Source organism: Pseudosulfitobacter pseudonitzschiae (genome assembly GCF_002222635.1).
GTDB classification, from domain to species: Bacteria; Pseudomonadota; Alphaproteobacteria; order Rhodobacterales; family Rhodobacteraceae; genus Pseudosulfitobacter; species Pseudosulfitobacter pseudonitzschiae_A.
In genome coordinates, this window is the sequence record NZ_CP022415.1 from 2,824,900 (window position 1) to 2,838,781 (window position 13,882).

Annotated in this window: 15 protein-coding genes and 1 pseudogene; 8 read left to right on the top strand and 8 right to left on the bottom strand. The window is 55.3% G+C overall.

The features are described from left to right. Together SULPSESMR1_RS13925 and SULPSESMR1_RS24970 are read left to right on the top strand one after the other, a co-directional pair. Nucleotides 1-1,311: a TRAP transporter large permease gene (locus SULPSESMR1_RS13925; protein ID WP_089421369.1), complete on the top strand. Its 1,311-nt coding sequence runs from the start codon at nt 1-3 to the stop codon at nt 1,309-1,311. Nucleotides 1,312-2,132: 821 nt separating this feature from the next. After that, nucleotides 2,133-2,384, top strand: a complete 252-nt coding sequence (locus tag SULPSESMR1_RS24970) for a hypothetical protein (protein ID WP_157729021.1) — start codon at nt 2,133-2,135, stop codon at nt 2,382-2,384. 202 nt (nt 2,385-2,586) lie between these two features. Here the strand turns inward: SULPSESMR1_RS24970 and SULPSESMR1_RS13930 are convergent, their stop codons facing one another. Together SULPSESMR1_RS13930 and SULPSESMR1_RS13935 are read right to left on the bottom strand one after the other, a co-directional pair. Continuing rightward, entirely contained in the window at nt 2,587-3,069 is a 483-nt protein-coding gene (locus tag SULPSESMR1_RS13930) for an antitoxin Xre-like helix-turn-helix domain-containing protein (RefSeq protein ID WP_089421370.1), read from the bottom strand. Between the two features lie 223 nt (nt 3,070-3,292). Next, nucleotides 3,293-3,573: pseudogene (locus tag SULPSESMR1_RS13935) on the bottom strand (transposase); the annotation flags it as partial. Between the two features lie 150 nt (nt 3,574-3,723). On the opposite strand from SULPSESMR1_RS13935, the gene SULPSESMR1_RS25430 reads away from it, so the two are divergent. Together SULPSESMR1_RS25430 and SULPSESMR1_RS25435 are read left to right on the top strand one after the other, a co-directional pair. Then, nucleotides 3,724-4,170 (top strand): IS110 family transposase, encoded by a 447-nt coding sequence (locus SULPSESMR1_RS25430; protein WP_240311409.1) that lies wholly within the window; start codon nt 3,724-3,726, stop codon nt 4,168-4,170. Further along, nucleotides 4,122-4,943, top strand: coding sequence for a transposase (locus SULPSESMR1_RS25435; protein WP_240311408.1), 822 nt, complete (start codon nt 4,122-4,124; stop codon nt 4,941-4,943). Before SULPSESMR1_RS25430 ends, SULPSESMR1_RS25435 begins: the two co-directional genes overlap by 49 nt. Before the next feature lie 193 nt (nt 4,944-5,136). On the opposite strand, the gene groL is transcribed toward SULPSESMR1_RS25435, so the two are convergent. The 4 genes from groL to SULPSESMR1_RS13960 form a co-directional block, all read right to left on the bottom strand. Continuing rightward, nucleotides 5,137-6,759, bottom strand: a complete 1,623-nt coding sequence (gene groL / locus SULPSESMR1_RS13945; protein ID WP_089421371.1) for a chaperonin GroEL — start codon at nt 6,757-6,759, stop codon at nt 5,137-5,139. Between the two features lie 44 nt (nt 6,760-6,803). Beyond that, nucleotides 6,804-7,088 carry a co-chaperone GroES gene (locus SULPSESMR1_RS13950; protein WP_089421372.1) on the bottom strand — a complete coding sequence of 95 codons (285 nt, stop codon included), beginning with the start codon at nt 7,086-7,088 and terminating at the stop codon, nt 6,804-6,806. A gap of 347 nt (nt 7,089-7,435) precedes the next feature. Then, nucleotides 7,436-8,050, bottom strand: a complete 615-nt coding sequence (locus tag SULPSESMR1_RS13955) for an OmpW/AlkL family protein (protein WP_089422335.1) — start codon at nt 8,048-8,050, stop codon at nt 7,436-7,438. 124 nt (nt 8,051-8,174) lie between these two features. Next, on the bottom strand, nt 8,175-8,411 hold the full coding sequence (locus tag SULPSESMR1_RS13960) for a hypothetical protein (protein WP_089421373.1): 237 nt from the start codon (nt 8,409-8,411) through the stop codon (nt 8,175-8,177). Between the two features lie 294 nt (nt 8,412-8,705). On the opposite strand from SULPSESMR1_RS13960, the gene minC reads away from it, so the two are divergent. From minC to minE, 3 genes are read left to right on the top strand one after another with little or no spacing between them, the layout of a single operon-like run. After that, nucleotides 8,706-9,452, top strand: coding sequence for a septum site-determining protein MinC (gene minC / locus SULPSESMR1_RS13965; RefSeq protein ID WP_250161461.1), 747 nt, complete (start codon nt 8,706-8,708; stop codon nt 9,450-9,452). After that, nucleotides 9,449-10,291 carry a septum site-determining protein MinD gene (gene minD, locus SULPSESMR1_RS13970; protein WP_089421374.1) on the top strand — a complete coding sequence of 281 codons (843 nt, stop codon included), beginning with the start codon at nt 9,449-9,451 and terminating at the stop codon, nt 10,289-10,291. The genes minC and minD overlap by 4 nt, the downstream gene beginning before the upstream one ends. Beyond that, nucleotides 10,288-10,602 carry a cell division topological specificity factor MinE gene (gene minE, locus SULPSESMR1_RS13975; protein ID WP_198362800.1) on the top strand — a complete coding sequence of 105 codons (315 nt, stop codon included), beginning with the start codon at nt 10,288-10,290 and terminating at the stop codon, nt 10,600-10,602. Before minD ends, minE begins: the two co-directional genes overlap by 4 nt. A gap of 258 nt (nt 10,603-10,860) precedes the next feature. On the opposite strand, the gene SULPSESMR1_RS13980 is transcribed toward minE, so the two are convergent. Next, nucleotides 10,861-11,751: a LysR family transcriptional regulator gene (locus tag SULPSESMR1_RS13980; RefSeq protein ID WP_089421375.1), complete on the bottom strand. Its 891-nt coding sequence runs from the start codon at nt 11,749-11,751 to the stop codon at nt 10,861-10,863. Between the two features lie 43 nt (nt 11,752-11,794). Between SULPSESMR1_RS13980 and bla the strand changes: the two genes are divergently transcribed. After that, nucleotides 11,795-12,769 carry a class A beta-lactamase gene (bla, locus tag SULPSESMR1_RS13985; RefSeq protein WP_240311407.1) on the top strand — a complete coding sequence of 325 codons (975 nt, stop codon included), beginning with the start codon at nt 11,795-11,797 and terminating at the stop codon, nt 12,767-12,769. A gap of 598 nt (nt 12,770-13,367) precedes the next feature. On the opposite strand, the gene SULPSESMR1_RS13990 is transcribed toward bla, so the two are convergent. Then, on the bottom strand, nt 13,368-13,874 hold the full coding sequence (locus SULPSESMR1_RS13990) for a GNAT family N-acetyltransferase (protein WP_157729022.1): 507 nt from the start codon (nt 13,872-13,874) through the stop codon (nt 13,368-13,370). Nucleotides 13,875-13,882: the final 8 nt, after the last annotated feature.

A 13,882-nucleotide genomic window follows, 5' to 3' on the forward strand; every position in this document is an offset into this window, starting at 1 on the left:
ATGACCGAGATTTACGCAATCGCCCTGTTTCTCTTTGTGCTTTTCCTGCTGCTGGGCACCGGCGTCTGGGTCGGTCTGGCTCTGATGGGAGTGGCCTGGGTCGGGATGGAGTTGTTCACGACCCGCCCTGTCGGTGACGTGATGATCACCACCATTTGGGCTTCCGCCTCATCCTGGACGTTGACCGCGCTGCCGCTGTTCATCTGGATGGGTGAAATCCTGTATCGCACGCGCCTATCCGAGGACATGTTCAAGGGCCTGTCGCCTTGGCTGGCGCGTCTGCCCGGTGGGTTGGTGCACACCAACATCGTCTCTTGTACCGTCTTTGCCGCAGTTTCGGGATCTTCTGCCGCGACGCTGACAACGGTTGGCAAGATGGCCATTCCCGAACTGCGGTCACGCAAATATCCCGAAAAGATGGTGATCGGCACGTTGGCCGGTGCGGCAACGCTGGGTCTGATGATCCCGCCCTCGCTGGCCTTGATCGTCTACGGCGTCACCGTCAATGAAAGTATAACAAAGCTGTTCTTTGCCGGAGTATTTCCCGGCCTTGTGCTGGCCGGGATGTTCATGGCTTACGTCGCGATCGTCAGCGTGACCTCCAAGGACTGGAACCCGGACGTGGAGCTCAACATGAGCTTTGCGGACAAGATTGCCAACTCCCGCTTTCTGCTGCCTGTATTTGCACTGATCACTACGGTGATCGGGTCAATGTACGCTGGTCTGGCCACCGCGACCGAAGCCGCCGCCATCGGCGTCATCGGGGCCTTGGTTCTGGCGTTGTTTCAGGGCTCGCTGACATGGGGCAGTTTTCGTGAAAGCCTGATGGGCGCGATGCGGACATCGGCGATGATCGCGTTGATCCTTGCGGGGGCCGCCTTTCTCAAGCTGTCGATGGGCTTTACCGGTCTGCCCCGCGCGCTGGCCGATGGCATTGCCGCCCTTGAGCTGACGCGCTTTCAATTGCTGATGGCGTTGTTGGTGTTCTACATCGTGCTCGGTATGTTCCTTGATGGCATCTCTGCCGTGGTGCTGACAATGGCCGTGGTCGAACCTATGGTCCGGGGGGCAGGAATCGACTTGATTTGGTTTGGCATTTTCGTTGTCGTTGTGGTTGAAATGGCGCAGATCACCCCACCCATCGGGTTCAATCTGTTTGTCCTTCAGGGCATGACGAATCACGAAATGGGATACATCACCAGGGCGGCGCTACCGATGTTCGCAATCATGGTGCTGATGGTGTTCATCCTGATATGGTTCCCTGAAATAGCGACATGGCTGCCCGACAACATGCGCAGCGGTCCGGGTTAAGCGACACGGGCGACTGGCCAAAAATCTCCAGCGTGAGCCTGTTGGCCTTCTTGTCACTTACGCATGTGAAATGTCAGAATCCGCGAACCGCGCGGCGTTGGCGCTCCTTGCCGCCGTTGACGCCGAAGACCGCAAGAGATCAGGGAAACCAGCACATCCCTGATATTGACCTTTCTCGAGGTGGACCTGTTCACCACACCAGCCGAAGCGATGGCTGAAAAGTTGCCTGACTTACTGGCAACCCGCGACTGGTTCGAGGCCTCCCTCTCCTCTGACCGCCCCCTGCACGAGACGTCCTTAGTTTACGGGGACTGCATCTGGAGGATGAAATACGCAGCTGGTCTCGGCCTCTTATGGACGTATCATCAACGCACCCGGCCCGTTGCGGCTATTGACCAGGCCTTCCCAAAGCTGCGGCGGCCACTCGTGCATCGAGCAGCATTCTATCAACTGAAACGTCGGTCAGCGGGACGAAGGAGATATCGATCCACTTGGCGTGAGCGACAGCCTTGGCTAAACTTTGCCTTGTCTGCACAGCATTATCTGACGATTATTACGCAAGCACTGATTATTCGGATGATAGCTTTGAAAAAGCTACTCCCAATTGCACATTTTGAGTGCCTACAAAGCGCAAATTGGTGTTCTGGTCGCGCGACACTTGATGCTTATGAGCATTTGTAACCGCGCCGCGCCTATTCGAGACAACATCATGGGCGCCCCATTGAGACGCTCTTGAACTCGGACTTCATTTTGCAACTTGGCATCTGGTTCGCCAACTCTTTGGAAGGTTGCAAGCAGCCAGATTTCCATAAACCAACGGAATGGAAAAGTTTTTGGACGAGTGGACCGTTGAATTCAAAGTACAAGAAATGCCGTTCTCAGAAGTTGGATCATATGTTTTTGCAACACTATTAGATTTTCATCTAACCACTGTTCGGCTGCTTACATCTTGGACAATCGTTGTTGCGATAGGGCAAGCGATGCGGAAACCTCCATCGAAAATCTCTCGTGACGGAATTGGGCGTTTGATAGAAGGCTTTTTGTTTGGTGGGGCACCGATCCATGATGTCTGAGACATGCGCCCTAACTTTCCAAACCGTTACCTCACTCAATGAGTGATGTGAAAATGCAACTGCTTTTCGAACGAAGCGCCGTTCCTCGCCGATGCAGCATCCGCCATAGTGGGCTTGTCTTATCCTGACCTTGGCTCCTGAGGTATAAAGAGCCACTCCCCGCCGCGCCATTTATGGCGGGCAGTGGCAGCGGTTGGATCGTTCAGGGCTGCGTCATGATGGACCGTTTGTGAGTTTGATCAACCGTCGTCTTCAGCAAAGGGCCTGAACGGATACGCGTGTGACAAATCACGCATGACAAGCATAGGACATGGCGAAGATGACAAAATATACCATTGACAAGGATCTCAACGAATTGCCAGGGCCGGCTACTCTGCTCGGTGGAGAGCAAATCGTCTCCCTCCACCGTCTTACTTTTGCGTTGTAAAGTACGCAGGCTGATGCCGATAGCCTTGGCAAGCGTATCTCCGGATGACAGAATCCCGACGTTCTCAACGAGATGAGCAAGGGCCCGGGACGAAATGCCCGCCATGATCACATCATGTGCATCCAAGGAGTTGCGCAAGGCGTGCTTGAAGAGCTTGCCGCCGCCAAGCAACCGGAAGGCGCTCCCAGCGTCACCCGCCTCCCCAGCGGGCTCTGCAGGCCCCCTGCCCTTCTCATCCTGAAAGCTTGCTGCAACCAACGCATCGCTCCCGTTGTGTCATGTGTCGTAATATATATGACAAGTGGCGCGGCTTGTTCCAAGGGCAACGGTGCGGATGTCACGCAAGTTGGCACTGACATTAAACACCGGCCAAAAGCCAACGACGACTAGCATGCTACAAATTGTAGCTGATTCTGTGGAAAAACACCCGTTCGCGAGCGCAAAAATAGCTGTTCCAAATCCGGCCCGCACGCCTTTCCTGTCAGGCTTTGCGCGTTTGCTGCAATGCAGGAAAGATCTTGGCCAGTTTGCGGAGGTTTTGGACGGTTGCGGCGAGTAGGAATTCGTCATTTGCGCCGCATGGGCCACGTAATCGGAGCCGCCCCAAGCCAAGGATGCGTTTGAGGTGCGCGAAGAACACCTCGACCTTTTCCGGAGCTTCATTGAGATGTCGTATTGGAGGGACTTCGCAATGTCGCAGGCGACCTAGCGGGCGTCTTCATGTTCCTCGCGGGTGATGGACCGAAAGTCCATGTTCCGGCAAGCCAAAACAAGGGCAGTCCGAACCAGCCATTCACGCGCTGAGACAATATGCTGCGGCGCAGCCCGTCAGAGCAAGCGTAATTGGGCCGCCCCTGTTCAGAGGTCGAGCTCCCGTTAAAATCACAGTCAAACTGTGAACAAGGGAGATGAATGATGGAATATTTTGCCGGTTTGGATGTGTCGCTTCGCTCATGTGCCATCTGTGTCGTTGACGCCAAAGGCAAGGTGATGCTCGAAAGGGAACTACCTTGTGAAGTCGGCGATATCGCCGACTACTTGAACAGTTTCGGCCATCCGATTGAGCGCATTGGTTTTGAGGCTGGCACGCTGAGCCAGTATCTCTTTTATGGTCTGACTAATGAAGGTTTTGATGTCGTTTGCATGGAAGCCCGCCAGGTGAACGCTGCCCTTTCAGCAATGCGCAACAAGACCGACAAGAACGACGCGCGTGGGATTGCCCATGTTCTACGCACCGGCTGGTTCAGTCCTGTCCACATGAAGAGCCGGGAAGCGCATGGTGTACGGGCCTTGCCAGCACCCGCCAAGCATTGCTCAACAAGACAATCGATCTCGCCAATGAAGTGCGCGGGCTGTTGAAGATCTTCGGCCTTCGTCTGCCCAAGACAGTGCAGCATGGCAGCTTCGACGAACTGGTCCGTCCCACGATTGGAATGGATGAGGTTCTGGCGCACGCGTTGATCCCGCTACTGGATGCGCGTCAGGTCTTGTATCAGCACTTTCTTGAACTGGATAGTCGGGTCAAACGCGCCGCCGCCCGGGACGAGACTTGTCTGCGGATGATGACCGTTCCAAGCGTCGGGCCGATTGCAGCGCTGACCTTCAAGGCTGCCGTTGACGATCCTTCGCGCTTCAAACGGTCTCGCACGGTTACCGCGCATTTCGGACTGACACCAAGGCGCTATCAATCTGGCGAGCATGACAATCCTGGCAGGATCTCGAAAGCCGGAGACCGGGATGTCCGAGCAACGCTTTACGCGGCCGCGAATGCGCTGCTGATGCGCACGATGGCAGGCTCTCAGATCAAATCCTGGGGCATGCGACTGATGCGAACCAAAGGACGCCGCCGCGCCGTTGCGCGGTGGCCAGAAAGTTGGCCGTCCTGCTGCATAGAATGTGGGCAGATGGCACCGAGTTCCGTCCGGCAGAGGTGGAGGGCACTGCATGATCTGATCCGCCACCCTCCAAAGCCGAACAGGATCGTCCCTCACCGGACGAGGTCTGTGGAAGAAGCCGAAAATGGCTGCTGCGCAACGAGACGCGCGTCTCAGAGCAAGGCTCTCCGCTGCCAATCCGACACATGCGTGCAGCGATGCCCGATGGCATCAACCAGACTGCGAAGAGAAGCGTGACCCGGATGAGTGACAAGGTCCACGAGAAAGAAGGAAAACGAGCTTGACCCAAACGCTCAATCAGAGAAGCCCCCATTCGTGCATAGCGCAGCATTTCAAGGTGGAAGATGTCACTCAAGCGGACGAAGAAGGCGTTAACTTTGTCTTAGGGCCTGCAAACATTCATCAACAGGCCCAGATATCAATGGGTTGCTTACATCATGCCATCCATGTCACGCATGCTGCCGCCAAATTTTTCTGGCTTGTCAGCAACCATCGCCTCGGTTGTGATAAGCAGGCCCGCAACAGATGCAGCATACTCAAGCGCGATCCGCACAACCTTGGTCGGGTCGATGACACCAGCTTTCAGCATATCGCCGTAGCTTTCTGACTGCGCGTCATAGCCAAACGCCCTGTTGTCACTCTCAAGAACCTCGCCCGCAACGACCGATCCATCAACGCCAGCGTTTTCAGCAATCTGGCGAAGGGGTGCCTGAAGAGCCTTGCGAATGGTTTCAATACCAGCCGTTTGATCCGGGTTGTCTCCCTGTAGACCTTTCAGAGCCTTACCAGCGTGAACCAAAGCAACACCGCCACCTGGAACCACACCTTCTTGCACAGCCGCGCGGGTCGCATTCAAGGCGTCCTCAACTCGATCCTTGCGCTCTTTCACTTCGATCTCTGTCGCACCGCCAACCTTGATCACCGCGATGCCGCCCGCAAGTTTTGCAAGGCGTTCCTGCAGTTTTTCTTTGTCGTATTCCGAAGTGGTCTCTTCGATTTGCGCGCGGATCTGCGTCACCCGTGCTGCGATCGCTGCCTTGTCACCCGCTCCATCAATCAGGGTTGTGGTATCCTTGGTGACGGTGATTTTCTTGGCATCGCCCAGCATGTCCATCGTGACATTTTCGAGTTTGATGCCCAGTTCGTCTGAAATCACCTTGCCTCCGGTCAGAATGGCGAGGTCTTCCATCATCGCCTTGCGACGATCTCCGAAACCCGGAGCCTTCACGCCAACGACCTTGAGGCCACCACGCAATTTGTTCACCACAAGCGTTGCAAGCGCTTCGCCGCTGATGTCCTCGGCGATCACCAGAAGCTGTTTGTCCGCCTGCATCACGGCCTCAAGCAATGGCACCATAGGTGCCAAAGACGTCAGCTTTTTCTCGTGCAGCAGAATGACGCAATCTTCCAGATTTGACGTCATCTTAGCCGTGTCCGTCACAAAATACGGGCTTAGGTAGCCACGGTCGAACTGCATGCCCTCGACCACTTCGGTCTCGGTCTCAAGGCCTTTGTTTTCTTCAACGGTAATCACGCCTTCGTTGCCGACCTTGGCCATGGCATCCGCGATCTGTTGACCGATCGCGGCCTCGCCATTGGCGGATATGGTGCCAACTTTCGCGATCTCGGCCGTATCGCCCACTGGGCGTGACATTGATTTGACCTCTGCAACCACGGCGGCCACAGCCTTGTCGATCCCACGCTTCAAGTCCATTGGGTTCATACCCGCAGCGACGGCTTTCATGCCTTCGATAACAATGGCCTGCGCCAGAACTGTTGCCGTGGTTGTGCCGTCACCAGCTTCGTCGTTGGTTCGCAATGCGACATCCTTGATCAACTGCGCGCCCATGTTTTCAAATGGATTGGACAGTTCGATCTCTTTTGCGACAGTCACACCATCCTTGGTGATACGTGGTGCGCCATAGGATTTGTCGATGACCACGTTGCGGCCCTTGGGACCCAGCGTAACCTTTACGGCGTTGGCGAGGATATTGATGCCCTGAAGCATACGTTCACGGGATTCCGTGCCGAATTTGACGTCTTTAGCAGACATTTCTATATTCCTAATTGAAAATTATGTGAAATTGGCAGCGGTGCTTAGCTTAGAATGCCAAGGATATCGCTTTCTTTCATGATCATCAGTTCTTCGCCGTCGATCTTGATTTCAGTGCCTGACCATTTGCCAAACAAAACTCTGTCGCCCGCTTTGACATCCATGGCAATCCGTGCGCCTGCCTCGTCTTTTGCACCCGCGCCAACAGAGACGATTTCACCCTCTTGGGGTTTTTCTATTGCACTATCGGGGATGATAAGTCCGCCGGATGTCTTTTCGTCACCTTCGATGCGGCGAACAAGGACACGGTCCTGGAGGGGAGTAAACATAGTGGAAATGCTCCTTCTGAAGATTTCCGGAAACGGGTGGCATGCGTAGAGACGCATTGGCACTCGCCACACCTAAGCGCCAATGCCAGTGACATGGCTATCCTGAGAGGTCGCTACAATAGGTCGGTAAACTAATTTCTTCGGATTAGAACACACCCGAGGATTGAGCTGAATTAGACGGCCACGAAGTCTTACTTTAACTTTTTTACGGTGTCCAAGGCTTTGGCGATGGCGTGAATACCCCTCCAGAGGCCCTCGAAATGCGTCATTGTGGTGAGTGTTTGAGCCATGACCAAAGAAAGGAGCCACACCGGCCAGAGTTGTCCCTGGCCGGTCCTGAGGGAAGGTTAGAAGCGATGCACGTAGGAGGCGCCCACACTGATTGGATCGATCTTGGCAGTGCCGATCGAGGCGCCGTCCAGGGTCGCGTCGGTTTTGATATCCATATACCGGACGCTCACACGCAACGCGCCGCGGTCAGAGATCTGCCAATCCGCACCCACTGTAGCGGCCAACCCAAAGCTGTCATCCAGTTCGAGATCGCCAAGTGCCGTCGTTTCTTCAAAGAAGGTAGTGTAGTTCACACCAACGCCGAAGAAAGGCGTGATCTTGCCTTTTGTCGGCACGTGGTAGACCAGCGAGACGGTGGGCGGCAGATGCTTGGTGGAGCCAATCTCAGTGCCGCCAAGGGAAATATTATGCTCAAACGGTGTCGCGGCCAAAAGCTCGATGCCAAGGTTGTCGCGGATGAAGTATTCACCGGTCAGCGAAAGTTGCGTGTCGTCGCCAAGTGTGGTGGCAGCACCTGCGAGGGAGCCATTGTCGGATTTCGGGTTCACGTTGATGATCCCGACGCCGAAGGTCCAGTCGCCTTGAGATTGCGCCATGGCAGGCATTGCAAGAGCCGTGGAGAGCGCGCCCAGTGCGAGAGCAGAAACAAGATTGTGTGTCACGATTTTCATGGGGTCGATCCTTTCTTTCTTCATTCTGAGGGGAAGGTCTCACAATGGCACGACCCAAACACTGATCCAGATCAAATGACCGGGTCCTTTCCATATGAAAATACGGAACAAAATTGCATATCGGCTATGCAAATGGCGTGAGATTCAAGATGACTGAGAAACGCAGGCTGCTTGGCCTGACAGCAAATAGGGACTGGCAATTGTCGACGCGATTGAACATGGCGGCGCAGGTGATGCTTTCCCCTCCACGCAATCCGGCCAAAACAATGCGGATCTTCTCCTCAGCCGAGTAGATCTGCCGGGTCTTGCGGCGGATATTCTTGACCCGCTTGTCAACTGATGTTCCGGGCTTCTTGTTCATCTTCGCTCCTTAAAGGCTACGATGAACCAGAAACCCTCCGGTGTTCAAACCCGCAAATCTGTCCCACAGGTGCTGACGTCAGACAGGCTGCAGTGCGGTGCCGCACATCCGTTTACGGATGATGCATGCGCAAGATTTTGCCAGCGGAGCAAACCCGCCCATTGACGGCGAAGGCTTGCCGCTAAGCCCTGCACAGAAAAAATCAGGTGGCATGCACTGACAGCATCCGTAGAAGCGAAAACAAAAAGAGCGGGCTTAAACGCAATACTCAAAGAGCAGGAGTACAGTTTTTCTGTGCAGGATAATAATGAAAGGCATGTGCCTACAGGTGGTTCGGTGCGAACAGAGCCGCTTCAGGTACGCGGCCGCTTTCTGACAGCGATCGCGATCAGAATCGATGTTGAAACGCCAGACACGCACTTCTTTGCCGCGCTGGAGGACAAGATCAAAACCGCCGCCAATCTTCTGATCGGCGCCCCTATTTTGCTGGATTTTGAGAAGGTGCCGGGGTTCACAAGCCGGGAACTTCTGCATGATGTGGTCAGGGCGATCCGTTCACGCGGGCTTTTGCTTTTCGGTGTGCAAAACGCAACTCCAGAGCAGCAGGCACTGGCAGCAGAGCTTGGCCTGATCCAGGTTATGATCGGGCGGGACGCGCCGGTCCAGCAGGTGCGCGCCGCGACGCCTAGGCGATCGCGCCTCGTGGCACAACCCGGAAACAAGATCATACACCGACATGTCCGTTCCGGTCAAATGGTCGTGGCCGAACGCGGTGATCTTACGGTTGTCGGTTCGGTCGCATCCGGCGCGGAAGTGCTGGCCTATGGCAATATCCACATCTACGGCACGCTGCGCGGCCGCGCCATGGCGGGCGTGGAAGGCGACGCAAGCGCCAGGATTTTCTGCAGCAAGCTTGAGGCCGAGCTTCTTGCGATTTCGGGCCTCTTCAAAACAAGTGAGACAATCCAACCTGACCTGCGCGGGTGCAATGTTCAGGCTTTTCTCGAAGACGAAACACTCCGCATTGAGAGATTTCTATGACACAGCTGAAAGATAAAGAGCCACTTGGCAAAGTGATCGTCATCACGTCGGGCAAAGGTGGTGTGGGCAAAACAACCTCTGCCGCAGCGATTGCAGCGGCATTGGCAAAACGCGAATTTAAGACAGTCGTCATCGATTTCGACGTTGGCCTACGCAATCTAGATATGATCATGGGCTGCGAGCGCCGTGTCGTCTTTGACTTCATCAATGTCATTCAGGGCGAGGCACGCCTGAAACAGGCCCTGATACGGGACAAGCGGCTTGATACGCTTTGGATACTGCCAACGTCGCAAACCCGCGACAAAGACGCCTTGTCCAAGGAAGGGGTCGAGAAGGTGCTGAATGAGCTGAAAGAGCAGTTCGATTACATTATCTGCGACAGTCCTGCAGGGATCGAACGCGGCGCGCAACTGGCGATGTATTTTGCCGATGAAGCCGTTGTGGTGACCAACCCCGAAGTGTCTTCTGTGCGCGACAGCGACCGGGTTCTGGGCCTTTTGGCAAGTAAGACCAAACGCGCAGAAGAGGAAGGCGCAGAGGTCAAAGCTCAAGTGCTTGTGACCCGCCATGACCAGCGCCGGATTGATGCAGGCGAAATGATGACGATCGATGATGTTTTGGAAATTCTGGCCGTGCCGCTGTTGGGCGTCATTCCCGAAAGTACGGCGGTGTTGCGCGCCTCAAACGTCGGTATGCCCATCGTGCTGGATGAACCGTCTGCCGCAAGCCGGGGCTACGAGGCTGCCGTGGCGCGTTTGCTGGGCGAAGAAGTTGACGGGCATGTCGAACGAGCCAAGAAACCTGGCTTTTTCAGCCGCCTCTTTGGAGCGCCAGCATGAGCCTGTTTGGATTCTCGCTCAGACCACGCCGCACAAAATCCGCACAAACGGCGAAGGACAGGCTGCAGATACTGCTTGCCCATGAACGCAGCGATGGGTCGAAGGGACCGGATTACCTGCCTTTACTCCAGGCTGACATTCTCGCGGTTATCCGCAAGTATATGGAGATTAAGGAAGACGAAGTCGACATCCAGATGGAGCGAAACGACGACGTTTCTAGCCTTGAGATCAACATTGAGATTCCGTCAGCGGGCCCTGAAAAACCTATTGCATCTGCGCTCCCGCGCAAAAGAGCAAGGTCGCGGTGCTGAAAATTGGTTCAGGACGAAAGGCGCATCGCTCATAGTTGCAACCATATTCCTCAGTACAAACCAACAACGAGGGCCGGTTGCTACCGCTTGCGGATTTCTGTGCATCTGCTTGAGCTTAGGCTAGTACAGCAGGTCTGAGCAGGTCACCCCTTCTGCAAAGCACTACTGTCGGGATATTGCAAGTTCAGGTTCGGCCATGCGGTTTCCATCCTTTACGCAAAATCTCGCGGTCCTTATTTGCCGCCATTTAACATATGATTAGGCAGAATACGGACCCGTTTCTTCGGGACTTTGTCCTGAGAGCCACCTTGAAAATGTGCTCATCGCCCGAGTGATCGGACGATCGGATGGCCAAGCAAGATAGTAGCGCCCCGCTGACACAGTGATCCCGAAGGGCTGAACCAATCGACCCTGCGTGATATAGTGATCGAACATCGAGACAGGCAGGAGTGCCGCTCCAGCGCCAGAGGCCGCCAATTCCGCGAGTGCGATCGAGCTGTCCAACACCGGCCCTGAAACCGGAGGACAGGACGTACCTGCGGCCTCGAACCAGCCAGGCCACTCTGCGCTGCGATAACTTCGGAGTAGCGTCATCTGCCCAAGGTCTGCCGGATGGAGCAGTCGCGTTGCCAACTCCGGTGCGCAGAGAGGCGATAGCGGGGTATCCATCAGACCGATCGCTTCATGACCCGACCAGCCGCCGGTGCCAAAACGGATCGCCATGTCCAATCCTTCGCGAAGAATCTCGACGCGGTTGTTATTGGTCGAAATCCTGATTTCGATCTCGGGGTGGGCCTGCCGAAACGCCGCCAACCGCGGCATCAGCCAGCCAAGCGCAAACGTCGTGTTTACGCCGACCTTCAGTACTTCGATGTTGCGCCGCCCCCCGAGGCCATCGAGAGCGCGCGCCATAGCATCGAAACCATGTTCCAAGACGGGAAAGAGCAGCCGACCTTCGTCGGTCGGTAGCAAACCCTGTGAGGTCCGCAAGAACAGTGTAACGCCAAGCAGATCCTCCAGCCGCGCGATTTGGTGGCTGACCGCAGCTTGCGTGACGCGCAGTTCGATCGCAGCCTTGGTGAAGCTGCCTTGTCGCGTGGCGACTTCGAACACCCGCAGGGCGTTCAGCGGCAGATCGGGTCGATCCATTGCAATACCTCAGCTAATGGCTTGCCATAATATTTGTCGTTTGATGCAGTCATTCAAGCCGAAATATACACTTCCCATCAAATCACCTGATGCCGCCCTTCCCGGTGTCACGTGCCGCAAAATAAAGGAACACTGCATGCAGATTCGCCCCTCTACCTTGTCGCGAGTAGTGACAGGGATCGCACTTGGCTTGTCCATTGCCACCACAAGCTTCGGACAAACACCTATCGAGACGCTTGAACAAACCGTCGACCAGATCGAAACCAAACTGGATGGACGGATCGGTATTTCACTGATTGACACCGGTTCGGGTTTTACTTGGTCACACAGGCAGGACGAACGATTTTTGATGAACAGCACAGTGAAAGTGCCTCTTTGCGGTGCAGTGCTGGCGCGGGTTGATGCGGGTACACTGTCGCTGTCTGAACAACTTCCCGTAGTGCAGGCTGACATACAATCCTATGCGCCTGTCACTGAACAACGTGTTGGCCAGAGCATGAATATTGCGGAGCTTTGCATGGCTGCAATCGACATGAGCGACAATACGGCCGCCAACCTGCTTATCGATCACTTGGGCGGCCCGCAGGCCATTACCCAATTCTTCCGCAGCACAGGGGACATTGAAAGCAGGCTTGACCGGCGCGAACCAGAGTTGAACACATTTGCGCCGGGTGACCCGCGTGACACCACGACGCCGGTTGCCAGCACAGATACACTGTACGCGCTGCTGCTGGGCGACGTACTATCAGACAGGTCACGCAAACAGTTGGCGGATTGGATGAGTCACGGCGGAGTGACGGGCCAATTGCTGCGGGCCAAGGCACCAGCGGAATGGCAGATCTATGATAAGTCCGGCAGCGGCAGCCACAATCGCAACCTGGTTGCAATGGTGACCCCTGAAAGCCGCGCGCCGTGGATCGTCACCATCTTCCTCTCGGACATGGACGAGGATTTCGAGACGCGCAACGCCGCCTTGCAAGACATCAGTCGCGCCGTAATAGCCGTAATTGGACAGTGATGTGACATCGACCGGGGCCTATCAAAGGGCCTCGGTATCAACCATATCACCTCCTGGTATTCTCGAAGGCTTTTGCTCGGAAGTGAACGGGCGAGCGCTAGTTCATCGTTGAATTTAGCAATCGCTGCCCGGTTGCTCTTTTTGACTGACGCATATCTCCAAGCAAGCACAGCGAAGGTCTGCAATCCGCCGATGGTGTCGACAGACACGAACGGCCCGTTGCGGCCATTGACCATGCGTTCCCAATGCTGCGGTGCGGCCCGTCGAAGCCGAGACAGCAAGACCATTGAAATGATGGCGCACAGTCAGCCCGCCAACCATGACAACCCGTCGAATGTCCAAGACACATTGTTGTTCGATAAGCCGTTTGGGACTTGGTCGGGGAAACCATCAGGGCCAGCGGCTACGAGTGCTGCGCGAACAGGCCGGACACACGTCTGCTTCTGACCAGTGCTAAATAGTTTCAAAAATGTCTTGCTATGTGGGAGCTATCCACACAGGCCATTCGTGCATCGCGCAGTATTTTATCAACTGAGACGTTGGTTAGCGGGATAAAGCGGAGGGTAGTGGCGCTCAGATCAGGTGCGGCTTCAATAGTTTAAATCGCGAAATCATAGGTGACTGCATTTGCCATCCATTTGGGAGGCTGTGCATTCACGTTCAGAACGCCCCCCAGTCGCTCGGCCAATCTCCTTGAAGGAAGATTGTCCTGCATGATGCGTGCGATCACAGTTGATACACCAAGCTCATTTCGAGCATGATCCCGGTATGCTTCACAAGCTTCTGTGGCATAGCCTTTGCCCTCGTCTTCGCCCGCCCAAAGCGTCCAAGTAAGCTCAGGTAATTCGTCTGTGCTCAGTTGCATGGCGCCGACATGGCCTAGCGCCCGACCCGTTGTGCGATGAACAACAACAAGGCGACCAAAGCCCCGGAGTTCCCAGTGCCCGATCATGGCAGCGAGCTTCTCAAACGCCTGAACGCCGTCAAATGGGCCTCCGACGAACCGGGTACGATCACTCTGGCAATACGAAGTATAGGGAGTGAGATCCGAAGCATCGGGCTTGCGAAAAACAAGGCGTTCGGTTTGAAGACGGACCTGTTGCATATCAGATA